Raw genomic sequence first — 26,018 nt, forward strand, 5'->3', positions numbered from 1 at the left:
GCAAGGGGGGCCCTTCTTTGCCCGCGCTTAAAGTCGTGCCCTAGCCCGCGCACGCGACCTCAACTCGCAGCTCCGTTCAGGTAGTCCAGCGTGGCTTGCAGCATGGACGCCATGCCGATCTCGAGTGCGGCTTCGTCCATGAAGAATTTCGGCGAGTGGTTGGCAGGCGCTTTCGAGGCATCCTGTCCAACGGGCGTGGAGCCAACGAAGAAGTAGACGCTGGGGACTGCCTTTGCGAAATAGGCGAAGTCTTCCGAGGCCATCCACGGCTTGGCTTCGATCGCGTGGTCGCTACCGATGGCCTTGCCGATGCTGGCGCGCACGCGAGCAGCCAGCGCAGGGTCATTGACCAGTACCGGGTTGCTGTCGCCAACGGGAACGGTGGCGTCGACGGTGGCGCCATTCGCCTGGGCGATGTGATCGGCGATGTTCTTGAGGTTGTCGATGGCCTGTTGGCGCATGACCGGATCGAAGGTGCGCAGCGTGCCTTGCAGCTCCACCTTGTCGGGCACGATATTGAAACGCTCGCCGCCTTCGACGATGCCGAAGCTGAGCACGGCGGGCAGGTCACCGATGTTGAGCTTGCGGCTCACGATGGTCTGGGCAGCACTGATGATTTCCGCCGAGGTGACGATGGGGTCCACGCCATTCCAGGGCATGGCGCCGTGGGTCTGGCGGCCGTGCACAACCAGCTTGAACCAGTCCGATCCGGCCATCGTCGGGCCCGGGCGCACGGCGACCGTGCCGGTGTTGAGCGCGCTGACGACATGCATGCCGAACATCGCATCCGGCTTGAAGTCGCGGAACACACCTTCCTTCAGCATCAGCGACGCGCCACCTTCTTCTCCCGCGGGCGCACCTTCTTCGGCGGGCTGGAAGACGAACATCACTTCACCGGGCAGGTCCTTCTTCATGCCGGCCAGCACGGTGGCCAGTCCAAGCAGCATGGCCGTGTGCGCGTCGTGGCCGCAGGCGTGCATCACGCCGGTCTCCTTGCCGCGATACTCGCCCTTGGCCTTGGAGGCGAAGGGCAGATCCACCTGTTCGGTAACGGGCAGGGCATCCATGTCGGCGCGGATGGCCAGCTTCGGTCCGGGCCTGCCGCCCTTGAGGATGCCGATCACACCGGTATGGGCGATGCCCGTGTGCACTTCCAGGCCAAGCTTCTTGAGCTGCGCGGCAACCAGGGCGGAGGTGCGTGTCTCGCGGTTGCTCAGTTCCGGGTGCTGGTGGATATCGCGACGCCATGCGGTGACCTGCGGCAGCTCGCTCTGCACGAGTTGTGCGGTGTCGGCGGCATGGATGGATCCGCACACGGCGGTGGCAGCGGAAAGAGCCAGGGCAAGCACGCAACGACGCATGGTGTGTCTCCTCGGAGGGTCGTCCGATCCTAATGGAAGTTCTGCTTCAGGCGCTCGCCAGAGTCGATGCCGCGCGCGCACGACGTACGCTTCGTCGAGGCGTTCCCGATGAGAGCCACCGGCACGATGTGGAAGTGCCTGATACGCGAAGCGTTGGCGTTGGCTTTGGCGTGGGAGCGGGTGCGGTCATCGCCATATCCCGAGCGTGGCGAGTTACTTCGCGATGCTGAAATCGATTTCGATCGGATAGGGCTTGGGCTGTGCCGGTGGCGCCGGCAGCATCCAGCTGGCGAACTGGCCGGCCATGCATTTGGCCACCGCCGTTTGTGGCTGCACGTCGATCTGAACCAGGCGGCCATCCGGTGTGACGTTGGCCACCAGGGTGAAGGGGCCCTTGTCCGTCGGTTTGTTGCTATCGATGCAGGACTTGTAAGCGTCCGTGGTCGGATGGCCGATGCGATCCCATAACTGCTTCTGATAGGCCGGCCCGGTGGCTGCACCTTCGGCCAGCTTGGCCTGGGTGACGCGCGTGTGGAAGTCGGCGTCCGCAGCAGGACTCAGTTGCAGGGCAAGGGCGAGCAGGACGGACATGGTGGCTCCGACGGTTCGGGAACCTTCACGTTAGCAGCTCAGCAGCTTGCGTTCATGCGGGCGACGCGACGCACCGTTATGGTGCCCTCATTCCACCCGGGGGAGGGCTGAGATGAAGGCGATACTGCGCCCAAGCGTGATGCTGATGGCCCTCCTGGCGAGCAGCGGCACGCGTGCGGCCGACTCCATCCAGGTGCAGCGCCCCGATGGGGCGATGACGCCGCTGTTGGTGTACGAGCCCGCGTCGACGAATGCTTGCCCGCCGCTCCTGCTCATCTCGCACGGCGCCGGCGGCAGCGAGAAAGGCTACGGCTATCTGGCCCAGGCCCTGAGTGAGGACGGCTGGCGCACCATCGTGATGGGGCATCGTGAAAGCGGCAGCGCCCCTTTGCGCGCCGACGTCCGGCAGCACGGCCTGAAGGAAGGCATTGGCGCCCTGGTGACCGACGCCGATGCATATCGCGCCCGCTTCATGGATATCGATGCGGCAACCCGCTGGGCTGAAAAGCAATGCCACGCGCCGTATCGGGTCTTGCTGGGCCATTCGATGGGGGCGATTACCGTGATGCTCGAAGCGGGAGCGACCAATCGTCTCGGCGTCCAGGGCAAGGGCGGTTTCGATGCCTATGTCGCCTTGTCGCCGGAAGGCCCGGGGCGCGTATTTCCCACCGGAGCGTGGGCGCCGATTCACGCGCCGATGCTGCTGCTGACCGGCACGCGCGATGGAGGTCTTGATGGCGACTATCGCTGGCGTACCCAGGCCTTTGATGGTCTTGGGCCGGGCTGCCATTGGCTTGGCGTGATCGACGGCAGCAGCCATCTCAACTTTGCCGGCGTCGGTCTGTCCCGCAGCACCGAGACGGCGACGGTCAGCCTGGTGCGCTCCTACCTCGATGCCTTGCGTGGCGGCCATTGTGGCGAGCCGCCGCATCTGGCCGGGGTGCAGGTGCGCAACAAGTAGCGGCGAATCAAGGCAGGTGATCGCTGGCGAGATACTCCTCGCTCTGCATCTCGATCAGGCGCGATTCCGTGCGCCCGAATTCGGCGCGCAGCCGTTCACCGTCATACAGTTCGGTGATCGGCGCTGCCGCCGAAAGAATCAGCTTCACGTGGCGATCATAAAATTCGTCCACCAGCGAAACGAAGCGGCGGGCCGCGTCGTCCGTGTACACGGTGAACTGCGGCACGTTGGAAATGATGATCTCGGGGCCGGCCTTGGCCAGCTCGATATAGTCGGAGACCGCACGCGGACCTTCGCACAGCGCGGCGAACTCGAACCACAAGATGTTCCTGGCGCGCTTGCGCAGGGGAATGGGGCGGTCGTTGAGTACGATCTCGCCGCCTTCCTCCACCTCGCCTTCGGCCTGGCCAGCAAAGATGCGGGCGAGTGCGCGTTCGGCTTCCTGGCTTGGCGGCGTGTGATACACCGGTGCCTGGGACAGCGCACGCAGGCGCCAATCGTGCGAGGAAATCATCTGCACGATGTGGCAGCGCTTCTCGATCAAGGCAATGGCGGGCAGGAAGCGCGCACGTTGCAGGCCTTCCTTGTACAGGTTGGCCGGCGCCGTGTTGGAGGTGGTCACCAGGCTCACGCCACGAGCGAACAATGCCTCCAGCAAGGTGCCGAGGATCATCGCATCGCCGATGTCGTTGACCAGGAACTCGTCCAGGCACAGCACGCGACAGCGCCCAGCGATGTTCGCGGCGACCTCGAGCAAGGGATCCTGGCGTTCGCCCAGGGCACGTAGCTGTTCGTGCACTTCGCCCATGAAGCGATGGTAGTGGCGACGCAATGCCTTCCCATGCGGCAGGCTGGCCACGAACAGGTCCATAAGGAACGTCTTGCCGCGGCCGACGCTACCCCATAGATACAGGCCGGGCACGGTTTCGCGGGTGTCGTTGCCAAGCAGGGATTTCAGACGTCCAAACAAGCCGCCGTTGTCGACCGTCGCTGCGATGAGCGCCGCGTGCATGCGGTCGAACTCGGGCAGCAGTGCCTGTTGGGCCGGGTCGGCCTCCCAGCGATGGGCGGCGACGCCTTCCAAGTAACGGGCGCTGGGCGCGAGCAGGGGGGAATCAGTCATCGGTACGGCAAACTCTTAGAGCGCTACGCGACAAGGCGCAGCAGCTGGCACGGTGGATGGAATCGGCGCGACATCAGTCCTGGCGCAGCCGCGGCAGCCAGGTTTGGATCGCATGCTTCACGGCGCCGCGCAGATCCATCAGGCGACGATGGAAGAAGTGGCTGGTTTCCGGCATGCGCACGAGCTCGGGCGGGTGATCCATGCCATCGATCCAGTCGAACACCGCCTGCGGATCGACGACTTCGTCTTCCTCGCCTTGTACGACCAGCCAGTGGCAGGTGGGCAGCGCAAACCCTTCGAATGGCCAACGACCTGCGGGCGGCGCAATGCTGATCAGGGCATCGGCGTGCAGGCGCACGGCATTGCGGATCGACACATAGCTGCCGAAGGAAAAGCCGGCAAGCCATACCGCATCGTCTGGACGCGTGCGACGAACCCAGGCCACCACGGCAGCCAGGTCGTCGCCTTCGCCATTGCCGTTGTCGTAGCTGCCTTCGGACTCGCCGGTGCCACGGAAATTGAAACGCACGGTGTCCAGCCCTGACTCGCGCAGCGCGCGCTCCACCATCGTCACCACCTTGTTATGCATGGTGCCGCCTTGCAGCGGATGCGGGTGGCAGATGACCGCCGTGCCGCGGCGCGCCTCTTCCGGCAGCGCCACGTCGCTGATGGCTTCGAGCTTGCCGGCGGGGCCGCTGAGCGCGAAGCTGGCAGCCTCTGCGGGAAATTGGTCGGGCTGGGTAGGGAGCATGACGGGATTCATGGCCATGATGATAACCGCCACGTGTGGCCGCCGGTCGCGCGAAGCAAGGCAACGTGCGTGAACAACCTGGCGCATACGTTGCTGGCGGGCGATGACGAACTGCTGCAGCTGGGTGGGCTGATGGGCGATTTTGTGCACGGACAGCCGGATCCGGCCATGCCCGAGCGTTTGATTGCCGGGATTCGCCTGCACCGCGCCATCGACGTCTACACCGACAGTCATCCCGAAGTCGCGGCGGCGCGTGCCCTGCTTCCGCCCCCGTATCGCCGGTATGCCGGCATCCTGCTCGATATGTGGTTCGATCACCTGCTGGCGCGGGATTTCGAACGATGGAGTGGGCGGGGGCTGGAACCGTACTCCGCTGGCGTGCGTGACTTGCTGCGCCGCCATGAGTCGTCCCTGCCGGCCGGGCTGCAGCGTTTTCGGTTGTACATGGAGGCGCATGCGTTGCCGGCAGGCTACGCCCGGCGCGAGGAGATGGCGGCCGCGTTGGAGGGCATTTCCCATCGGCTAAGTCGCGCCAATCCGGTGGGTCAGGCGCTGCCTGTGCTAGCCGAGCTCTCAGTACCGCTGCACGGGCATTTCGAAGCGTTTTTTCCGCAGTTGCAGGGGTTTGCTAGCGAGTGGATCGAAGCCAATACCTCCCTCTCCCCTCCAGGGAGAGGGTTGGGGTGAGGGGTGGGTGCTCGCGATACGCTTCTTCATGCGGGCTTTAATGGGGCGGGCTCCGTAGATACTTTCCCGCGAGCACCCGCCCCTCATCCCAACCTTTTCCCCGCCGGGGAGAAGGGGCAAACGAAAACGCCGCCCACTGGGCGGCGTTTATCGAAAGCTTGTTGGATCAGGCCTTACTTGGCCTGATCCACGATCCAATGCACCGCGTTCTTCACCTGCTCGTCGGTCAGCGACGGGTTGCCGCCCTTGGCCGGCATCATGTTGCCGTCCGGGCCCTTGTAGCCCTCGATGGCATGCTTGACCAGCGTGTCGAGGCCTTGGGCGATACGCGGACCCCAGTTCGACTTGTCGCCCAGCTTCGGCGCACCGGCAACGCCGGCGGTATGGCAGCTGTGGCACAGGTTGTCGTAAATCGTCTTGCCATCGGTGGAACCACCGTAGGCGACCTGCGCGGCGGCGGCCTTGGCGGCGGCTTCCTGAGCGGCCTGCATGGCGGCGCGGCCGGTGTCACCGGCGTACACGGCACCCGCCGGAGCGATGCGCTCGGCGACCTGCTTGGGCGTCTCGGGGTTAACGTCCTTGGGCTCGCGGTCGTAGATCAACCAGGCACCGCCGATCAGCATAAGGGTCAGCACACTAAGGCCCACGATCAGCAGCGAGAAGCTGCGCATGAAGCTCTGGTCGGATTTGGTCAGGGAACCGCTCACGCAAGTACTCCATATCAATGGACGGCCATGCAACCAAGATTGGGCATGGGTTCAGGCAACAGGGGCGGGATTATAGTCGAAGCTCGCGGCAAGTTTCAGGTCGACGCCGCGGGTGCGCGCCGTGCGTCGTAAAGCCGCAGTTTTCATGCAATATTCGGCAACTTGACACGATTAGCTGGTAAAACCCTGCCATCGGTCATAGGGCACCCATGTCAACTGGCATTGTCCAATGCCGTTGAACAAACCCTATCCTTTCATCCGACGAACAAGTCAGGCGCGCAAGGCGCGCCGGTGGGGTCGGGTGGCCTGCCGTCAATTCTGGGAGTTTTTCATGTCGCGTTTTTGGAAGATCGCGCTGATCGTTGTGGCTGTGATCGTGGTGGGAGCCGTGGGCTTCCGCTTGCTGCATAAGCCTGCGACCGAGGATGGTGCGCAGGCGCAGGGCGGTGGGCAGCACAAGGGACAAGGCCAGGATCAGGGCCAGGATAAGGATGCGGCACCGGTACCCGTTACGGTTGAGCACGTCGTCAAACAGGATGTGCCGGTTTATCTCACGGCGCTTGGCACCGTGCAGGCGCTCAACACCGTGACGGTGAACCCGCAGGTGAGTGGCGAGCTGTTGGCCATCAACTTCAAGGAAGGCCAGGAAGTGAAGAAGGGCGAGCTGCTGGCGCAGATCGACCCGCGCTCTTTCCAGGCCACCTATGACCAGGCCGCGGCCAAGCAGCAGCAGGATGAAGCCCTGCTCGCCACGGCGCAGAGCACGCTCAAGCGCAACGACGCGCTGGTCGCCAAGGGCTATGTCGCCCAGCTCGACATGGACACCTTCCGTAACAACGTGACCAACCTGACCGCGACGGTGACGGCGGACAAGGCTTCCGTGCGCGCGGCCAAGGTCAATCTGGACTACACGCGCATCATCTCGCCGATCGATGGCGTGGCCGGCATCCGCAATGTCGACCCGGGCAACGTGGTCACCACCACGACGGCCCTGGTCACCTTGACCCAGATTCATCCGATCTACGTGATGTTCAACCTGCCCGAGCAGAACCTGGAGATGGTGCGCAAGGCCGCCGCCGTTGGCAACGCGCTGGAAGTGCTGGCGCTGGACCGCGCGGACGCTCACACCATCGCCGACGACGGTCAGCTGAATGTGGTCGACAACCAGATCGACACCACCACCGGCACCTTCAAGCTGCGCTCCGTGTTTGCCAATGGCGACAGCGCGCTGTGGCCGGGCCAGTTCGTGAATGTTCGCCTGAAGGTGCACACCGTCAGCGGCGGCCTGGTGATCCCGGGGCAGGCTGTGCAGCGCGGACCGGATGGTGACTACGTCTATCTCGTGCAGCAGGACCAGACGGTGAAGATGCAGCCGGTGAAGGTGGCAGGCGAAGTCGGTGACAGCCACGTGATGATCGGTTCGGGCCTGGCCCTGAACGATCCGGTGGTGACCGAAGGCCAGTTCCGCCTGAAGCCGGGCAGCAAGGTAAAGGCGCTCAAGCCGGGCGAAGTACCCACCGCGCCGACCGCGGCGGAAGTGGAACAGGCCAAGAAGAAGGCCCAGCAGACCGGCGGCGGTCGCCGCGGCGGCTGACGTGGGGTGCGGGATGGGTGTCGGGGGCGCATGCTCCCACACCCGGATAGAGCCGGCCGATTTTTCGAAACGGCAGGTTTTTGTGCCCCCGCGACCCGTCCCCCATCACCCGTCGGCGCGAACTGGCTGACAGCGAGATATCAACGGCAAACCTATGGGCTTCTCCACACTCTTCATTCGCCGACCGATTGCGACCTCGCTGCTGATGGTGGCGGTGCTGCTGCTCGGCATCCTGGGCTACCGCGAGCTGCCGGTCTCGGCCCTGCCTGAAATTTCGGCGCCGAGCCTGGTCGTCACCACGCAGTACCCGGGTGCCAGCGCCTCCACCATGGCCTCGCTGGTCACCACGCCGCTGGAGCGCAACTTCGGCCAGATCTCCGGCCTGACCATGATGACCTCCGACTCGTCGGCGGGTCTGTCCACCATCGTGTTGCAGTTTGCGATGGACCGCGACATCGACATCGCGGCGCAGGACGTGCAGGCGGCCATCAACCAGGCGCGTGGCACCCTGCCCAGCACGCTGCCGTATCCGCCCGTGTACAACCGCGTGAACCCGGCCGACGCGCCGATCATGACCTTGAAGCTCACCTCCGACAGCCTACCGCTGCGCGACGTGAACAACTACGCCGACTCGATCCTGGCGCAGAAGCTGTCGCAGGTGCAGGGCGTGGGCTTGGTGTCGATCGCTGGCAACGTGCGCCCCGCCGTGCGCGTGCAGGTGAATCCGGCGCAGCTGGCCAATCTTGGCCTGACCATGGAAGACGTGCGCAGCGCGCTCACCGAGGCCAACGTCAACGCGCCAAAGGGTACGCTCAACGGCGCCACGCAGTCCTACAGCATCGGTACCAATGACCAGCTGGCGACGGCCGGCGAGTACAAGAACACCATCATCACGTACAAGAACAACGCGCCGGTGCGCCTGTCCGACGTCGCCAATGTCATCGATGGCGTGGAGAACGACCAGCTGGCCGCCTGGGCCAATGGCAAGCCCGCCGTGCTGCTGGATATCCGTCGTCAGCCGGGTGCCAACATTGTGCAGACGGTGGAGCAGATCCGCTCCATCATGCCGCAGTTGCGCAGCGTGTTGCCGGCCGACGTGCATCTCGAAGTGTTCGCCGACCGTACCATCACCATCCGCGCCTCGGTCGAGGACGTGCAGTTCACCCTGATCCTCACCATCTTCCTGGTGGTGGCGGTGATCTTCGTCTTCCTGCGTCGCTTGTGGGCGACGGTGATTCCGTCGGTCGCCGTGCCGCTGTCGTTGATGGGCACGTTCGGCGTGATGGCCTTCACCGGCATGTCACTGGACAACCTCTCGCTGATGGCGCTGACCGTCGCCACCGGCTTCGTGGTGGACGATGCGATCGTGATGATCGAGAACATCGTCCGCTACATCGAGCAGGGCAAGGACGGTAAGGAAGCGGCCGAGATCGGCGCGAAGGAAATCGGCTTCACGGTGCTGTCGCTGACTGTGTCGCTGGTGGCGGTATTCCTGCCGCTTCTGCTGATGCCTGGCGTCACCGGCCGCCTGTTCCACGAGTTCGCGTGGGTGCTGACGATTGCGGTGACCATCTCGATGCTGGTGTCACTGACCCTGACGCCGATGATGTGCGCCTATCTGCTGAAGCCGGACTCGCTGCCCGAAGGCGACGACGCCCACGAGCGTCATGCCGCCGCCGGCAAGCGCACCACGTGGTCGCGCATCGTGGGCCTGTATGAGAGTTCGCTGGACTGGGTGCTCGATCACCAGCGCCTGACCATCATGGTGGCCGCCGTCACGGTCGTGGTAACGATCTTCCTCTACGTCGTGATTCCGAAGGGCCTGCTGCCCGAGCAGGACACCGGCCTGGTGACCGGCGTGGTGCAGGCTGACCAGAACGTCGCCTTCCCACAGATGGAACAGCGCACCAAGGCGGTGGCCGATGCGTTGCGTCGCGATCCTGCCGTCACCGGTGTGGCGGCTTTTATCGGCGCAGGTTCGATCAACCCGACCCTCAACCAGGGCCAGCTCAGCATCGTGTTGAAGGATCGCGGTGATCGCGATGGTCTCGACACCGTGCTGGCGCGCTTGCAGAAGGATGCTGCCGATATTCCAGGCGTGGCCTTGTACCTCAAGCCAGTGCAGGACGTGACGCTGGACAGCCGCGTGTCGGCCACCGAGTACCAGTACTCGATGGCCGATGTGAACGCGACCGAGTTGTCGAGTTACGCCAACCAGATGACCCAGGCCTTGCGTGAGCGCCCGGAACTCTCTGACGTCGACAACAACCTTGCCGACCAGGGCACCTCGCTGAAGCTCACCATCGATCGCGAAAAGGCGAGCCGACTGGGTGTGCCGGTGCAGACCATCGATGACACGCTGTACGACTCGTTCGGCCAGCGCCAGATCTCCACCATCTTCACCCAGCTCAACCAGTATCGCGTAGTGCTGGAAGTGGCGCCGCAGTTCCGCAGCAGCTCGGCGCTGCTCAACCAGCTCACCGTGAAGAGCAACGGTAGCGGTGCGCTGACCGGCAGCAATGCCACCAGTTTCGGCCAGGTGGCTTCGAGCAATTCGTCCACGAGCACCGGCCTGGGCGTGGCGAACACGGGCGTGGTCATCGGCGCGGGTGGCACCATTCCGTTGGCCTCGCTGGCTACGGCCGAAGTGACCAATGCGCCGCTGGTGGTGAGCCATCAGCAGCAGCTGCCTGCGGTGACCGTTTCGTTCAACCTGGCCCCGGGCTATTCGCTGTCCGAGGCGGTGAACGCGATCCATGAGGTGGAGCAGAAGCTCAACTTCCCGCCGCAGGTACGTGGTCAGTTCGTGGGCAAGGCAGCGGAGTTCTCCACCTCGCTGACCAACGAAGTGTTGCTGCTGGTGGCTTCGATCGTGGTGATCTACATCGTGCTGGGCGTGCTCTATGAGAGCTATATCCACCCGCTGACGATCATCTCCACCTTGCCGCCTGCCGGCGTGGGTGCGTTGCTGGCGCTGATCCTGTGCGGCATGAGCCTGTCGGTGGACGGCATCGTGGGCATCGTGTTGCTGATCGGTATCGTGAAGAAGAACGCGATCATGATGATCGACTTCGCCATCGAGGCGCAGCGCGAGGGCATGAAGCCGCACGAAGCGATTCGCCGCGCCTGTCTGCTGCGCTTCCGCCCGATCATGATGACCACGGCGGCGGCCATGTTGGGCGCGTTGCCGCTGGCCCTGGGCAATGGCATCGGTGCCGAATTGCGCCGGCCGCTAGGTGTGTCGATCGTCGGCGGCCTGCTGCTCTCGCAGTTGGTGACGCTGTACACCACGCCGGTGATCTACCTGTACATGGAGCGTTTCTCCGACTGGCTGCGCGAGCGGCGTGAGCGCCGTGAGTTGGATCGCGCACAGGTACGAGGAGCGATGTGACGTTGTTGCAACGACCCGCTGCGGATGATGCCGCCGGAGTCGAAACGAAAGGGGCGCGATCCACGGGTCGCGCCCCTTTCAGCGTTTCCCGCGACCGCTTTTGTGGGGGCGCATCGCACGACCACATACGCAGGAGCGCACCGAGTGCGCGAAAAGCCTACGGAGCGGTGACGCCGCCGCGCCTATCGCGCACTGCGTGCGCTCCAACATATGCGGCGAAGGATCAACCAAACAGGTGGTCGTGCGTTCAACGGTTGATGTCCGAAATATACATCTCCCTTTGCGCACGCCTGGGCCTGGCGTGGCGCCTCCCTGAACACCCCTGCGAGCAGGGCGACTTTCGTGGTTCGTTGACTGCATGAACATCTCCGGCCCCTTCATTCGGCGCCCGATCGGCACCTCGCTGCTGGCGATAGGTGTCTTCGCGGTAGGCCTGATCTGCTATTTGCTGCTCGGTGTCGCGGCGCTGCCGAACATGCAGTTCCCGGTGATCTTCGTGCAAGCGAGTCAGGCGGGCGCCAGTGCCAGCACCATGGCGTCCACCGTGGCGGCACCGCTGGAGCGACATCTCGGGCAGGTAGCCGGCATCGACACCATGCGGTCGTCCAGTTCGCTGGGCAGTACCCAGGTGTTCATGATGTTCAACACCGGGCGCAACCTGGATGCCGCCGCGCGCGATGTGCAGGCGGCCATCAATGCCGCCCAGTCCGATCTGCCCAGTGGCCTGAATGCACCACCCAGCTATCAGAAGGCCAACCCGAACGACGACCCCATCATCGCGTTCGCCTTGACCTCCGATACGCAGTCGGCGCGCGATCTCTATGACGTGGCCGACTCGCTGCTGGCGCAGCGCCTGCGTCAGCTGGACGGCGTGTCGGAAGTGGACATCCTCGGCGCCGCCACGCCGGCGATACGTGTCGACGTGAACCTGCGGCAGCTCAACGCGCAGGGCCTGTCGCCCGATCAGCTGCGCAACGCGCTTACGGCGGCCAACGTGACCTCTCCGCAGGGCTTCCTGTCAGACGGCAAGACCACCATGGCGGTCACCGCGAATGACTCGCTGCACAATGCACAAGACTTCGCCAGCCTGGTGATTGCTTCCCACAACGGCGTGCCCGTGCGCCTGTCGGATGTGGCGAAGGTCTACGACGGTTTGCAGGATGCGTATCAGGCGGCCTGGTTCCAGGGTAAACCTGCCATCCTGATGTACGTCTACCGGCAGTCGACCGCCAACATCATCGGTACGGTGGATCGCGTGAAGGCGGCCGTGCCCGTCCTGCGCAGCTATCTACAGCCTGGCACCACGCTGACGCCGTACTTCGATGGCACGCCGACCATCCGCGCCTCGCTGCATGAAGTGCAGGCCACGCTGCTGATCAGCTTGCTGATGGTCATGTTGACCATGGCCGTGTTCTTGCGCCGGCTCGCGCCGACCTTGATCGCCACGGCAGCGGTCCCGCTGTCGCTGGCTGGTGCGGCGATCGCGATGTACATCCTCGGTTACACGCTCAACAACCTGACCCTGCTGGCGCTGGTTATCTCGATCGGCTTCGTGGTGGACGACGCGATCGTGGTGATCGAGAACATCGTGCGCCATATCGACCAGGGCATGTCGCGGATGGACGCTGCGCTGGCAGGTGCAAAGGAGATCGGCTTCACCATCGTGTCGATTACCGCCTCGCTGGTGGCGGTGTTCATACCGCTGTTGTTCATGGGCGGCATCACGGGCCTGTTCTTCAAGGAATTCACCATCACCCTGGTGGCGGCGATCATCGTCTCGGCGATGGTGTCGCTCACGCTCACCACCTCGCTGTGCGGCCAGTTCCTTAGCGGCCATGACGACGACAAGCCGACCACGCGCATTGGCATCGCACTGGAGAAGTTCCAGCAAAGCCTGCTTGGCGTGTACTCGCGGGCGCTGAAATTTTCGTTGAAGCACACGCTGGCTTTTGCGCTGACGCCGTTGGCGTTGATCGTGGTGACGATCCTCCTGTTCGGCGTGGTGAAGACGGGATTGTTCCCGCCGCAGGACACGGGACTGATCCGGGGTCGCGCCACCTCGGGTGCCACGGTGTCGTTCCAGGATGCGGTGGCGCGCCAGCAACGTCTGATCGACATGCTGCTGAAGGACCATGACGTCGCGCGTGTCGGTTCCCGTCTTGGCACCAGTCGCCAGGGCGCTTCCGGCACGTTCGATATCGAACTCAAGACGCATGCGCAAGGCCGTAAGGACGACACCTTCGCGGTGTTGGCGCGACTAAGTGCCAAGGCTGCGCGCTATCCGGATCTCAACGTGCGCCTGCGCCCGATCCAGGATCTGCCCAGCTTCGGCGGTGGTGGTACCAGCCAGGGTGCGCAGTACCAGGTGTCCCTACAGGGGGATAATCCCGAAGAGCTGCAACTGTGGCTGCCCAAGCTGGTGGCCGAGCTGAAGAAGAATCCCAAGCTCAAGGACGTCGGCAGCGATGTCGACGACGCCGGCCTGCAACAGAACGTGGTGATCGATCGCGACAAGGCGGCGCGGTTGGGCGTCGGCATCGGCACCATCGATGGCGCGCTGTACAACGCGTTCGGCCAGCGACAAATCAGCACCATCTACTCCGACCTTAACCAGTACAAGGTCGTGGTCAATGCGTTGCCGAACCAGACCGCGACGCCGGCCGCGATCGACGCCATTTACGTATCCAGCACCAATGGTGTGATGGTGCCGCTTACCGCCTTCGCGCATCAGCAGCCGGGTCTGGCGCCCACCCAGATCACGCACGAAAACCAATACACAACCATGAGCATGAGCTTCAATCTCGCGCCTGGGGTGAGCATGGGTGAAGCGCTGCAGATCATTCAGAAGACCGGTTCCCAGATGCGCCTGCCCGGCGATATCCGCATCAATATCGGCGGCGATTTCCGTCGCTTCCAGCAGTCGCAGAGCGGCATGCTGTGGCTGCTGCTTGGCGCCGTCGTCACTGTCTACATCGTGCTCGGCATGCTGTACGAGAGCCTGATCCATCCGGTCACCATTCTCTCGACATTGCCGGCCGCCGGTGTCGGTGCGCTACTGGCCTTGTGGTTCACCAATACCGAACTGTCGGTGATCGCACAGATCGCCCTCGTGTTGCTGATCGGCATCGTGAAGAAGAACGCGATCATGATGATCGACTTCGCGCTGGTATCGCGCCGCGAGCGCGGGCTGAGTGCGATGGATGCCGCCTACGAGGCCTGCATGGTGCGTTTCCGCCCGATCATGATGACGACGATGGTGGCGATTCTCGCGGCGGTGCCCATCGCGGTAGGCCTGGGCGAGGGTTCCGACTTGCGCCGCCCACTCGGTATCGCGCTGATCGGCGGCCTGATCATTTCGCAGAGTCTCACCCTGCTCAGTACGCCAGCGCTGTATGTGATCTTCACCTGTCTCGCCGACCGCGTGCACGCGTGGCGGGTGAGGCATCGTCAGCCCCGGCCGCTGCCGGCTGGCGAGAACGTCTGACCCACTCGTTGTTGTTGACGTAGGAGCGCACCCTGTGCGCGACCATCCGGCAGGACTGCCGGTTTGGACAACGTACGCTGCCCATGGGCGAAGGCCAAGGATGGCCCGAGTAAAAAGCCAACGGAGCGGTGATGCTGTGATCGCGCACCGGGTGCGCTCCTACAGAAAAAGCCTGGGGCACCATACCCTTGCGCATCGTCCAGGCCCATACGCTTTCGCCCTCCGGCCGAAATCGTGACAATAAGGGGCTTTCGTCCACCGCTTCCGCCCCCATGTCGGTTGCCTCCGGACGAATCGAGCGTCCGCACGCCCCCTTTTGGTAAGGCCGTAACCCGCGAGGTCATTGCAGAAATGTCGAACACGCCGAAGATCATTTACACGCTGACGGACGAAGCTCCGTACCTCGCTACGGCGTCGCTGCTGCCGATCGTCGAAGCCTTCACCAGTACGGCGGGCATCGCCGTCGAAACCCGCGATATCTCACTGGCCGGCCGCATCATTGCGCTGTTCCCGGATGTGCTGAAGGACGACCAGAAGATCGCCAACGACCTTGCCGAGCTGGGCCAACTGGCCACCACGCCGGAAGCCAACATCATCAAGCTGCCCAATATCAGCGCCTCGATGCCGCAGCTGAAGGCCGCGATCAAGGAGCTGCAGGGCCAGGGTTATGCGCTGCCGGACTATCCGGAAGATCCCAAGGACGTCAGCGACTGGAACGTCAAGGCGCGCTACGACAAGGTCAAGGGCAGCGCGGTGAACCCGGTGCTGCGCGAAGGCAATTCCGACCGTCGCGCACCGCTCTCGGTGAAGAACTACGCGCGCAAGCACCCGCACAAGATGGGCGCCTGGAGTGCGGATTCGAAGACGCACGTGGCGCACATGGACGGTGGCGACTTCTACGGTAGCGAGAAGTCCACCGTGGTCGCCAAGGCCGGCAGCGTGAGTATCGAGTGGTTCGGCAAGGACGGCAGCCACACGGTGCTGAAGGAAAATACCGCGCTGAAGGATGGCGAGATCATCGACGCCGCCGTAATGAGCAAGAAGGCGCTGGCCAGCTTCATCGACGCACAGATCGAAGACGCGAAGAAGCAGGGCGTGCTGTTCTCGCTGCATCTGAAAGCCACCATGATGAAAGTCTCCGACCCCATCATGTTCGGCGTGGTGGTCACCGAGTTCTATAAGGACGTGCTGAGCAAGCACGCCGACGCGCTCAAGAACATCGGCTTCGATCCGAACAACGGCATCGGCGACCTGTATGCGCGCATCGGTGGACTGGCTAAGGAACAGCAGGACGCGATCCTGGCCGATATCACCGCCGAGTACGCCAAGCGTCCGGCGCTGGCCATGGTCAATTCCGACAAAGGCATCACCAACCTGCACGTGCCCAGCGACGTCATCGTCGACGCGTCGATGCCGGCGATGATTCGCGACTCCGGCAAGATGTGGAACACCGAAGGCAAGTTGCAGGACACCAAGGCGATCATTCCGGACCGCAGCTACGCGGGCGTGTACCAGGTGGTGATCGAGGACTGCAAGGCGCATGGTGCGTTCAATCCGTCGACCATGGGCAGCGTGCCGAATGTGGGCTTGATGGCGCAGGCCGCTGAGGAATACGGCTCGCACGACAAGACCTTCAAGATCGCCGCTGACGGCGTGGTCAAGGTGATCGACGAGGCTGGCAGCGTGCTGCTGGAGCAGGCGGTGGAAACCGGCGACATCTGGCGCATGTGCCAGACCAAGGACGCGCCGATCCAGGACTGGGTCAAGCTGGCGGTCGACCGTGCGCGCCTGAGCAACACCCCGGCAGTGTTCTGGCTCGATCCGCAGCGTGCGCACGACACCCAGATCATCAAGAAGGTCGAGCAATACCTGAAGGACCACGACCTGAGCGGTCTCGATATCCGCATCATGTCGCCGGTGGAAGCCACTCGCTTCTCGCTGGAACGCATCCGCCAGGGCCAGGACACCATCTCGGTGACCGGCAACGTTTTGCGCGACTACCTCACCGACCTGTTCCCGATCATGGAACTGGGCACCAGCGCCAAGATGCTCTCCATCGTGCCGCTGATGGCCGGTGGCGGCCTGTTCGAAACCGGCGCAGGCGGCTCGGCACCCAAGCATGTGCAGCAGTTCCTGGAAGAGGACTATCTGCGCTGGGATTCGCTGGGCGAATTCCTCGCGCTGGCCGCCTCGCTCGAGCATCTCGGCAACCGCTACGACAGCAAGGACGCCAGCGTGCTGGCCAAGACGCTGGACGAGGCGAACGGCAAGATCCTCGACAACAACAAGTCGCCGGCTCGCAAGGTCGGTGAGCTGGACAACCGCGGCAGCCACTTCTACCTGGCCCTGTACTGGGCCCAGGCGCTGGCCGCGCAGAACGACGACGCCAAGCTCAAGGCGAAGTTCGCAGCACTGGCCAAGACGCTGGCCGACAACGAAGCGAAGATCATCGGCGAGCTGAACGGTGCGCAGGGCAAGTCGCTGGATATCCAGGGCTACTACCACCCGAACCTCAAGCTGGTGAGCAAGGCGATGCGGCCGAGTGACACATTCAACGATGCGCTCGCCGCGCTCGTTGCGGCAGGCTGATCGCAGAGTCGTCATGTAACAAAAGAAGGCCGCGCAAGCGGCCTTCTTTTGTTGGTGGTTCCAGTTCGCCTCGCGTCATCCCAGCTTGGCCAGCCGTTCGGCTGTTGAGAACTGCTGGGATGACGGGCCATCGAGTCTGCTGCATAGCCGAGCGTAGAGGCGCTGCTATAGGCTCGCATGCATGAGCACGCATCCCGCTTCCGCCGAATCCAGCTTGCCTCCTGGCCGGGCGTGGGAAGTGTTTACGGTCTTCCTTGCACTGGGCCTGCGCTCGTTCGGTGGCCCGATCGCGCATCTTGGCTATTTCCGTCGTGCTTTTGTCGAACAGCGACGCTGGCTCGACGATGCACGGTTCTCCCAATTGCTCGCGTTGTGCCAATTCCTGCCGGGCCCGGCGAGCAGTCAGCTCGGTTTCGCCATCGGCTTGCTGCGCGCAGGGTGGCCGGGCGCTATCGCCGCTTTCGTCGGCTTCACCCTGCCTTCGGCCGCGCTGATGCTTGCCTTCGCCTGGTGGGCGCCTTATCTGCATGGCGCATGGGGGCAGTCCCTGCTGCACGGGTTCAAGCTGGTGGCGGTGGTGGTGGTGGCGCATGGCGTGCTCGGCATGTGGCGCTCGCTGGCGCCCGACTGGCCGCGCCGGGCTCTGGCAATGGGCGCGGCGGCCATCCTGCTGTGGCAACCGCAGGCGTGGATGCAGTTGCTGGTGATCGTGCTGGCCGCGTTGATGGCGCCGTGGCTTTGCCGCAACGTCATGGCGCATCGCGATGCGGCACCCACGCCACGCTACGGCCGTCGTGCGGCTATTGTGCTGCTGTCTCTCTATGTGGCCTTGCTGTTGTTGGCGTGGAGCGTGGGTACGCACGGCGCGCTTCAGGTTCAGATCGGCGCTGCGTTCTATCGCGCGGGTGCGCTGGTCTTCGGCGGTGGCCACGTGGTGCTGCCGTGGTTGCGCCAAGCCCTGGTTGTTCCTGGTTGGGTGGACGAAGGCAGTTTCCTCGCCGGTTACGGCGCGGCGCAGGCCATGCCAGGACCGATGTTCTCGTTGGCCGCGTATCTCGGCAGCCAGATGCAGGGCGGGCAGGGCGGTGTGGCCGGTGCGCTGGTCGCGTTAGCCGCGATCTTTCTGCCGGGCTTTCTGCTGCTGGGCGGCGTGCTTCCTTTCTGGCAGAGACTTTCCGCGCGCGCCGAAGCGGTACGCGTGGTTGCTGCGATCAACGCGGCCGTCGTCGGCCTGCTTGCCGCCGCGTTCTATCATCCTGTGTGGACGGGCACCGTCAGTGGACCAGCCGACATCGTGATCGCTGCCTGTGGCTTTGCGATGCTTGCGCTAGCGAAGCAGCCTGCCTGGGCCGCGGTGCTGTGGTGCGTGGCCGCCGCAAGCCTGGGGCCATGGTTGGGCCGCTGAATAGATGATTTCCCGCGATGGAACCGGCGCTGTCGTGCCATGGTCAGAATGCAGATCCCTGAAGGAACCACGATCGATGAATCGGACCGCCTGTCACTCGTTGAACCGTCGTCGCCTGCATCGGGCGATGGCTGTGGGGATGCTTGTTCTGGCGGGGGCGGCACCTGTCTTCGGGCAAAACGCGCCGCCCCCGGGGGCGACGGCACCTGCGCCATCTCAAGTCACCAATCTCGATGCGGTGACGGTCAGTGGCATACAGCCCGGGCCGGGCCTGTGGAAGGTGAGCAAGGGTGATCACGTGATGTGGGTGCTTGGCACGTTGTCGCCGCTGCCGGAGCACATGCAATGGAAAACCGACGAAGTCGAACAGACCATCGCCGAATCGCAGGAAGTATTGGGGCCGCCGTCGGTGGCGTTAAAGCCCAAGACGAATTTCTTCGGCAAGCTGTTTCTGTTGCCGTCGTTGATCGGTGCCCGCAAGAATCCGGACGGCCAGCGTCTGCAGCAAGTGGTGCCGGCGGCTGAGTACGCGCGTTGGCAAGTGCTCAAGCAGCAATACATCGGCAGCGATCGCAGCGTGGAAGACTGGCGCCCGATCTTCGCGGCGGTCGAGTTGTACGACAAGGCGATCAAGCGCAGTGGACTCAGCTCCTCGGGCGGCGTGAAAGACACCGTGCGCGAGCTGGCCAAGAAGCATGGCGTGAAGGTCAGTGCGGCGCGTTACACGATGATGATCGAAGAGCCGCGCGCGGCCGTGAAGACCTTCAAGGCCTCGCCCATGGACGACCTGGAGTGTTTTGGGCGCACGCTCGATACCGTGGAACACGATATGGGCCGCATCACGGCGCGTGCGAACGCCTGGGCCACGGGTGACCTTGAAGCACTGCGTGGCCTGCCGATGAATGACCAGCGCGAAGCGTGCATTTCCGCGGTCACCGAAGCGGGTTTCGCCAAGCAGCTGGGCTTCAGCGACATCCAGCAGAAAGCCCAGGCGATCTGGCTCGGTGCCGCCGAGCAGGCGCTGAACACGAACACGCAGACCTTCGCGATGTTGCCGATGGAGGAGGTGCTGTCGCCGAAGGGCCTGATCGCGCAGCTGAAGGCGAAGGGTTATCAAGTCGAAGCGCCAGACGGCAGCGAGTAGTTCTTAGCTCGTAGCTCCCTCTCCCCTTCGGGTCGCCTGCAGGGGAGAGGAAGTAAAGTCAGGCGCTCGCTCTATCCAGCGCCGCGATGTCTTCAGCACTCAACTGTAGCTTCACCGCCCCAAACAACTCCTTCAGCTGCGCGACGCTGGTAGCACTGGCAATCGGCGCCGTCACACTCGGGCGGGCCATCAACCACGCCAGGGCCACCTGCGCGGATGTCGCGCCATAGGCAGCCGCCACCTTGTCGAGCGCCGCGAGAATGCCCAGCCCGCGCGCATTGAGATACTTCTGCACCGCGCCGCTGCGCGCCGCGCTCTTCGCGAGGTCGGCTTCGCTTCGGTACTTGCCGCTCAGGAAACCACTGGCCAACGCGTAGTAGTTGATCACGCTGATGTTCTCGGCGATGACCAGTGGCTCGAGTTCTTTTTCGTAAGCTGCACGATTGACCAGGTTATATTCCGGCTGCAGGGTTTCGTAGCGCGGCAGGTTGTTTTGTGCGGAAACGGCGAGCGCCTCACCGAAGCGATCGGCGCCGTAATTGGACGCGCCGATCACGCGCACCTTGCCCTGCTCGATAAGCCGCGCGAACGCTCCCAGAGTTTCATGCAGCGGCACCGTCGCATCATCTTCGTGGGCCTGGTACAGATCGATATGATCCGTCTGCAGCCGCTTGAGCGAACCTTCCACGGCCTGGTTGATATTCACGGGTGACAGGCCCGGATGCTCGGCCCATTTCGCCACCTTGGTGGCAATGACCACCTTGTCGCGCTTGCCGCTGCGCTTGAGCCACTTGCCGATGATGGTCTCGGATTCGCCGCCGCGATTGCCCGGCACCCAGGCCGAGTAGACGTCTGCGGTATCGATCAGGTTGAAGCCGGCATCAACGAAGGCATCCAGCAGTTCGAACGAACGCTGTTCGTCCGCGCTCCAGCCAAACACGTTGCCACCGAAGGCAAGCGGTGCGACGGAAAGTGGGGATCGGCCGAGGGGGCGGAGTGGCATGGGCGAGGTCCTTGCTACCGTGCCCGCCGCGGGATGCGGCGGGCGTACTCGGTCGACTTGGTAGCGGCCCCGCCGCGAATCAAGTCGGCAGGCAGTCGCCGGCAACCAGGGCGGGGCCTTCCTCGCCCGTGCTTGGGACCGGCCCTGCCGAGCGCTCCCGTTTTCCACTGGGCTTTTTGTCGGACTTTGGCGTTTCGGCCAATCGGCGCGCCAGGTCGAGATTGGTGATGTGGCCGTGCATGAACAACAGGTCAGTCCAGAGCGAGCTCATGACATCCTCCCTTCGCGTTGCCATGTGTAGTGGTTTGTTCAACATAGGCGGATCGCATGCAGCGAAAAAGCGATATATTCACAAGCTAGACTTGAGGGAATTTCAATATGGCGCGCGTCTCGCTGGATCGTCTCCAACAGTTCGTGCAGGTCGCCCGTCTGGGCAACCTCTCGCGCGCGGCCGAACAGGCCAACCTCACCGTCAGTGCACTCAGCCATCAAGTGCGCCAGCTGGAACAGCGACTGGAGCGAAGGCTGTTCGATCGGGGCCCGCGTGGCGTGCAGCTCACGCCCGAGGGACGCCGCCTGATGGAAGCGGTAAGTCATCACTTCGAAGGCATCGACCGCGCCCTCTCGGGTTATCGGGTCCGTCGCGAGGAAGCGCTGACACTCAGCGCGATTCCCGGCGTGATGTCGAGCTGGCTGGTGCCACGCCTGGCGCGCCTGGTGGCGGCGCATCCCGAGCTGGAACTCAACCTGCAATCGAGCGTGGAACTGGTCAATTTCGATCGCGATCCGGTCGATGCAGCGATGCGTTATGGCCGCGGCCCCTGGCCAGGCCTCATCACCGAGCGCCTGTTCGACGAATGGATTGCACCGGTGGCAGCGCCGGCCCTGCTGGAACGCATGCGCGGTGTCGATCCCGCCGATCTCGCCAAGTGGCCGCTACTCGGTGATCCCGGTGATCGCTGGCGCGACTGGTTCACGGCCACCGGCGGCCAGCCGCCGAGGCGCTACGTGGCCCAGTTCGACAACACCGATGCATTGCAGCGCGCGGCGAGCGAGGGTATGGGCGTGGCCTTGGGGCGCATTGTGATGGCGCGGCCGCTGATCGAGGCCGGCTTGTTGCAGGTCCTGGGCAATCGCTACCAACAGATTCCGGAAGCCTATTTCCTGGTGTACCCCGAGCGGGCGCGAGATCACGCGAGCCTGCGCATTTTTCGCGACTGGTTGCATGGGGAGGCGGCGGCTTATGCAAAGACGATGTCGTATGCGACTACGGCAGCGAGGGGTGTTACGCAGGCCTGAGCATGCCCGTCATCTCAGTTGTCGCGGGATGACGAGCAAGAGGACCTGCGCCCGGCGAGCCTGTGCCGTCCACGGTCGCCAAATTTCACAAGCTCGCCCCAAAACGTCATCATTCCCCTTTGCATCCCCCGATCCCCCCGGAGTACACCCCATGAAATCTCGCGCCGCCGTTGCCTGGGAAGCAGGCAAACCCCTCACCATCGAACAGGTCGACGTGGCTGGCCCCAAGGCGGGCGAGGTGCTGGTACGCATCGTGGCGACAGGCGTGTGCCATACGGACGCTTTCACCTTGTCGGGTGCCGATCCAGAAGGCATGTTCCCGGTGATTCTCGGCCACGAAGGCGGCGGCGTCGTGGAGGAAGTCGGCGAAGGCGTGACCTCGCTGAAGGTGGGCGATCACGTGATTCCGCTGTACACGCCCGAATGCGGTGAGTGCAAATTCTGCCTCTCGGGCAAGACCAACCTGTGTCAGAAGATCCGCGTGACCCAGGGCAAGGGCCTGATGCCTGATGGCACGTCGCGCTTCTCGCTCAACGGCAAGCCGCTGCTGCACTACATGGGCACCAGCACGTTCAGCGAATACACCGTGCTGCCGGAAATCTCGCTGGCCAAGATAAACAAGGCAGCACCGCTGGAAAAGGTGTGTCTGCTCGGTTGCGGCATCACTACCGGCATCGGTGCCGTGCTCAACACGGCCAAGGTGGAGCCGGGTGCGAGCGTGGCCGTGTTCGGCATGGGTGGCATCGGACTGTCGGTGGTACAGGGTGCCGTGATGGCAAAGGCCGGCCGCATCGTGGTGGTGGACACCAATCCGGACAAGTTCGTCATGGCCAAGGCGCTGGGCGCGACGGACTTCATCAATCCGAAGGACTATCCGGACACGCCGATCCAGCAGGTCATCGTGGACCTTACGGACGGTGGCGTGGATTACTCGTTCGAGTGCATCGGAAACGTGCAAGTCATGCGTTCGGCGCTGGAGTGCTGCCACAAGGGTTGGGGCGAGTCGATCATCATCGGTGTTGCAGGTGCCGGACAGGAAATCAACACGCGGCCCTTCCAGCTGGTGACCGGACGCGTGTGGCGCGGCTCGGCGTTTGGCGGCGTCAAGGGCCGCACGCAGCTGCCCGGTTACGTGGATCGCTATATGGCCGGCGAGATCAAGATCGACGAGATGATCACCGAAGTGTTGCCGCTGGAACGCATCAACGAGGCGTTCGACCTGATGCACGAGGGCAAGGTGATCCGCTCGGTGATCCATTACTGAGCTGGCGCAAGCCGCTCAGCGCACTGAAAGCCTGGCTTTAGGGGCGTGTGCTTTGCTGGCGCAAATCGCCGCGATTGAGCCGTTGCCAGCATACTCATCGCGGCTCGATGGCGCTGGGCTGGCGGGTGCAGTCCATCCACTATTCGTATACGTGGCGCCCGGCAAGCTGCGTGCTAGCCTGCCATACAGCCACGTTTCCTGATCTGTTCCACATAGGGGTTGTCGATGAATAAGCGTGTGATTCCGGGTCTGGCAGCGTTGCTGCTGGCGGCCTGCAGCGGCACTTCCGGGCCGGCTGATGCGCAGTCGCAGGATCAACCGGCCGGCGCCCTGGTGCCGCCGACCAGCGCCACCGATTTCACGGCGTCGAGGCTGGATCAGGTGCTGGCAGGCGATTGGCGTTCAGCGGAGAACCGGGCGCGCGACGTCTATCGCCACCCCAAGGCCACGCTGCAGTTCTTTGGCCTGCGGCCGGACCAGACAGTGATCGAAATCACCCCGGGTGGCGGCTGGTATAGCGAAATCCTGGCGCCGCTGTTGCACGACAACGGTCATTTCATCGCTGCCGTGCAGAAGCCGAAGGAGGACGGCGAAGCGCGCCGCGATGTCACCGCGCTGCGCGAAAAGTTCGCCGGCAATCCGGCGCGTTTCGGCAAGGCGCAGATTCTGGAATTCGACCCGAAGGCGCCGGTATTCGGTGCACCGGGATCGGCCGACATGATCCTTACCTTCCGCAACGTGCACAACTGGGTGATGGCCGATACCGCACCGGCCATGTTCAAGGCGTTCTATGCCGCCTTGCGTCCGGGCGGCGTGCTCGGCGTGGAAGATCATCGCGCAGCGGACAACGCCAACGTCGACGCCGTCAAGGAAAGCGGCTACCTGCCCACCGGTTATGTGGTGAAGTTGGCGACCGACGCCGGATTCAAGCTGGAAGAACAAAGCGAGATCAACGCCAATCCGAAGGACACGAAGGATTACCCGAAGGGCGTCTGGACGCTGCCACCCACGCTGACCCTGGGTGACCAGGACAGGGCCAAATACCTCGCCATCGGTGAATCGGATCGTATGACGCTGCGTTTCGTGAAGCCCGAAGCGCCGGCCAAGTCGCCGTGATTGACGACGATCGCGCGCCGACCTGGCGCGCGATCGATGCCGCATGTTGATCGCGCTCAACAAACCCTATGGCGTGCTGTGCCAGTTCACCGATGAGGACGGCCGCCGCACGCTGGCCGACTTCGTCACACAGAAAGACGTCTATCCGGCAGGCCGGCTCGATCACGACAGCGAGGGCCTGCTGCTGCTGACCGATGACGGCCGTCTCGCCCATCGACTCACCGACCCGAAGCACAAGCAGCCAAAGACGTATCTGGTACAGGTCGATGGCCAGGTCACTGAGGATGCCGTGGCCGCGCTACGGCGCGGCGTCATGCTCAACGACGGCCCCACGTTGCCGGCGAGTGTGGAACACGCCGTCGAGCCGGATTGGCTGTGGCCGCGTGATCCGCCCGTGCGCTTTCGCAAGCTCATTCCCACCAGCTGGCTGCGCATCACCTTGCGCGAGGGCCGCAACCGTCAGGTGCGGCGCATGACGGCAGCGGTGGGTTTCCCCACCCTGCGCTTGATCCGCGAGCGGATCGGCCCGCACGCGCTAGATGGCTTGCCACCAGGAAAGACGCGCGTAATCCCCCTGTAGGAGCGCACCCGGTGCGCGAAACTTCTACGTAGCGGTAACGCCGCCATCGCGCACTGGGTGTGCTCCCCCAAAGGCAAATCACGCAAGCCCGAAGAACGCCTCTGCCGCCGCCGTGCTGTTGGCCGCCGTGACTTCCACCGGCTCGCCGCGATCGCGGGCAATCTCTTCGCAGATATGCCGCAGATACATCGGCTCATTGCGTCGATGCGCTGGCTGCGGCCGCACCGTGCGCGGCAGCAGGTAAGGCGCATCGGTTTCGATCATCAGGCGATTCGCTGGAATCTCCCGCACGAGCTCACGCAGATGCGTGCCGCGCCGTTCGTCGCAGATCCAGCCGGTAATGCCGATATGGCAATCCAGCGCGAGATAGTCACGCAGCGCCTCGCCGGTATCGGTAAAGCAATGCACGACGGCACCCGGCAGCTTGTCGCGATAACGGCGCAACAGGGCAATGAAGTCATGGTGTGCATCGCGCTGGTGAAGGAACAGCGGCTTCTGCACATCCACCGCGATCTGCAGCTGGCGCTCGAACACGGCCAGCTGCACGTCACGCGGCGAATAGTTGCGGTTGTAGTCCAGCCCGGTTTCACCCGCCGCGCGCACTTCCGGATGCTTGGCCAGTTCGCGCAGCAAGGCATCGGTGGCGTCGTCGTAATCAATGGCGTGGTGCGGGTGCACGCCAGCGGTGGCGTAGAGCACGCCTGGGTGCTTCTGTGCGAGCGCCAGCGCATGCGTGCTGCCGTCACGCGATGCGCCTGTCACGACGAGTCGCGTGACGCCATGCGACTGCGCACGTTGCAACACGGCATCGAAGTCGTGGTGGAACGATTCGTGGGTGAGATTGGCGCCGATATCGAGCAACTGCATGGGCTTGCCGGATCGCTAAAAACGGCGATTGTCCCAGACTGGCGCCGCCGCCGCACACGCCAAACTTGTTTGACAGTTGGGCCAATGGCGGCGGGCGCATT

The 26,018-nt window shown here is 63.8% G+C and carries 20 protein-coding genes; 12 read left to right on the forward strand and 8 right to left on the reverse strand.

Going from position 1 to position 26,018, the window contains the following annotated elements; genetic code table 11:
• Positions 1-59: 59 nt before the first annotated feature.
• Complete coding sequence (locus tag OUZ30_RS01850; protein WP_266180460.1) at positions 60-1,361, reverse strand: amidohydrolase; 1,302 nt, start codon at positions 1,359-1,361, stop codon at positions 60-62.
• Positions 1,362-1,574: 213 nt separating this feature from the next.
• Positions 1,575-1,952, reverse strand: coding sequence for a peptidase C13 (locus OUZ30_RS01855; protein ID WP_266180461.1), 378 nt, complete (start codon positions 1,950-1,952; stop codon positions 1,575-1,577).
• A 112-nt stretch (positions 1,953-2,064) separates the two neighbouring features.
• On the opposite strand from OUZ30_RS01855, the gene OUZ30_RS01860 reads away from it, so the two are divergent.
• Entirely contained in the window at positions 2,065-2,913 is an 849-nt protein-coding gene (locus OUZ30_RS01860) for a serine aminopeptidase domain-containing protein (RefSeq protein ID WP_266180462.1), read from the forward strand.
• Between the two features lie 7 nt (positions 2,914-2,920).
• Here the strand turns inward: OUZ30_RS01860 and zapE are convergent, their stop codons facing one another.
• Positions 2,921-4,036 (reverse strand): cell division protein ZapE, encoded by a 1,116-nt coding sequence (gene zapE, locus OUZ30_RS01865; RefSeq protein ID WP_266180463.1) that lies wholly within the window; start codon positions 4,034-4,036, stop codon positions 2,921-2,923.
• Between the two features lie 73 nt (positions 4,037-4,109).
• Positions 4,110-4,799, reverse strand: coding sequence for an alpha/beta hydrolase (locus OUZ30_RS01870; protein ID WP_266183075.1), 690 nt, complete (start codon positions 4,797-4,799; stop codon positions 4,110-4,112).
• 57 nt (positions 4,800-4,856) lie between these two features.
• Here OUZ30_RS01870 and OUZ30_RS01875 point away from each other — a divergent pair, with 57 nt between their 5' ends.
• Positions 4,857-5,474, forward strand: a complete 618-nt coding sequence (locus OUZ30_RS01875; protein ID WP_266180464.1) for an acyl carrier protein phosphodiesterase — start codon at positions 4,857-4,859, stop codon at positions 5,472-5,474.
• A 173-nt stretch (positions 5,475-5,647) separates the two neighbouring features.
• Here the strand turns inward: OUZ30_RS01875 and OUZ30_RS01880 are convergent, their stop codons facing one another.
• Positions 5,648-6,169, reverse strand: a complete 522-nt coding sequence (locus OUZ30_RS01880; protein ID WP_425601505.1) for a c-type cytochrome — start codon at positions 6,167-6,169, stop codon at positions 5,648-5,650.
• A gap of 343 nt (positions 6,170-6,512) precedes the next feature.
• Between OUZ30_RS01880 and OUZ30_RS01885 the strand changes: the two genes are divergently transcribed.
• From OUZ30_RS01885 to OUZ30_RS01910, 6 genes are all read left to right on the forward strand, one after another.
• Positions 6,513-7,775 (forward strand): efflux RND transporter periplasmic adaptor subunit, encoded by a 1,263-nt coding sequence (locus OUZ30_RS01885; protein ID WP_266180465.1) that lies wholly within the window; start codon positions 6,513-6,515, stop codon positions 7,773-7,775.
• Between the two features lie 154 nt (positions 7,776-7,929).
• Positions 7,930-11,166 (forward strand): efflux RND transporter permease subunit, encoded by a 3,237-nt coding sequence (locus OUZ30_RS01890; protein ID WP_266180466.1) that lies wholly within the window; start codon positions 7,930-7,932, stop codon positions 11,164-11,166.
• A gap of 358 nt (positions 11,167-11,524) precedes the next feature.
• A complete protein-coding gene (locus OUZ30_RS01895) occupies positions 11,525-14,650 on the forward strand; it encodes an efflux RND transporter permease subunit (RefSeq protein ID WP_266180467.1) in 3,126 nt (1,041 codons plus the stop codon).
• A 351-nt stretch (positions 14,651-15,001) separates the two neighbouring features.
• A complete protein-coding gene (locus OUZ30_RS01900) occupies positions 15,002-17,239 on the forward strand; it encodes an NADP-dependent isocitrate dehydrogenase (protein WP_266180468.1) in 2,238 nt (745 codons plus the stop codon).
• Between the two features lie 181 nt (positions 17,240-17,420).
• Positions 17,421-18,644, forward strand: a complete 1,224-nt coding sequence (gene chrA, locus OUZ30_RS01905) for a chromate efflux transporter (protein ID WP_266180469.1) — start codon at positions 17,421-17,423, stop codon at positions 18,642-18,644.
• Between the two features lie 76 nt (positions 18,645-18,720).
• Positions 18,721-19,788 carry a TraB/GumN family protein gene (locus OUZ30_RS01910; RefSeq protein ID WP_266180470.1) on the forward strand — a complete coding sequence of 356 codons (1,068 nt, stop codon included), beginning with the start codon at positions 18,721-18,723 and terminating at the stop codon, positions 19,786-19,788.
• 58 nt (positions 19,789-19,846) lie between these two features.
• On the opposite strand, the gene OUZ30_RS01915 is transcribed toward OUZ30_RS01910, so the two are convergent.
• Positions 19,847-20,791, reverse strand: a complete 945-nt coding sequence (locus tag OUZ30_RS01915) for an aldo/keto reductase (RefSeq protein WP_266180471.1) — start codon at positions 20,789-20,791, stop codon at positions 19,847-19,849.
• A gap of 79 nt (positions 20,792-20,870) precedes the next feature.
• Entirely contained in the window at positions 20,871-21,062 is a 192-nt protein-coding gene (locus OUZ30_RS01920) for a hypothetical protein (protein ID WP_266180472.1), read from the reverse strand.
• Positions 21,063-21,169: 107 nt separating this feature from the next.
• Between OUZ30_RS01920 and OUZ30_RS01925 the strand changes: the two genes are divergently transcribed.
• The 4 genes from OUZ30_RS01925 (at position 21,170) to OUZ30_RS01940 (ending at position 25,050) form a co-directional block, all read left to right on the forward strand.
• On the forward strand, positions 21,170-22,090 hold the full coding sequence (locus tag OUZ30_RS01925; protein WP_266180473.1) for a LysR substrate-binding domain-containing protein: 921 nt from the start codon (positions 21,170-21,172) through the stop codon (positions 22,088-22,090).
• A 151-nt stretch (positions 22,091-22,241) separates the two neighbouring features.
• Complete coding sequence (locus tag OUZ30_RS01930) at positions 22,242-23,354, forward strand: S-(hydroxymethyl)glutathione dehydrogenase/class III alcohol dehydrogenase (RefSeq protein ID WP_266180474.1); 1,113 nt, start codon at positions 22,242-22,244, stop codon at positions 23,352-23,354.
• Between the two features lie 225 nt (positions 23,355-23,579).
• Positions 23,580-24,470, forward strand: a complete 891-nt coding sequence (locus OUZ30_RS01935; protein ID WP_266180475.1) for a class I SAM-dependent methyltransferase — start codon at positions 23,580-23,582, stop codon at positions 24,468-24,470.
• A gap of 43 nt (positions 24,471-24,513) precedes the next feature.
• Positions 24,514-25,050 (forward strand): pseudouridine synthase, encoded by a 537-nt coding sequence (locus tag OUZ30_RS01940; RefSeq protein ID WP_266180476.1) that lies wholly within the window; start codon positions 24,514-24,516, stop codon positions 25,048-25,050.
• Between the two features lie 78 nt (positions 25,051-25,128).
• Here OUZ30_RS01940 and OUZ30_RS01945 read toward each other — a convergent pair whose 3' ends face one another.
• Complete coding sequence (locus OUZ30_RS01945; RefSeq protein WP_266180477.1) at positions 25,129-25,917, reverse strand: TatD family hydrolase; 789 nt, start codon at positions 25,915-25,917, stop codon at positions 25,129-25,131.
• Positions 25,918-26,018: the final 101 nt, after the last annotated feature.

This window comes from Dyella humicola, assembly GCF_026283945.1.
GTDB classification, from domain to species: domain Bacteria; phylum Pseudomonadota; class Gammaproteobacteria; order Xanthomonadales; family Rhodanobacteraceae; genus Dyella; species Dyella humicola.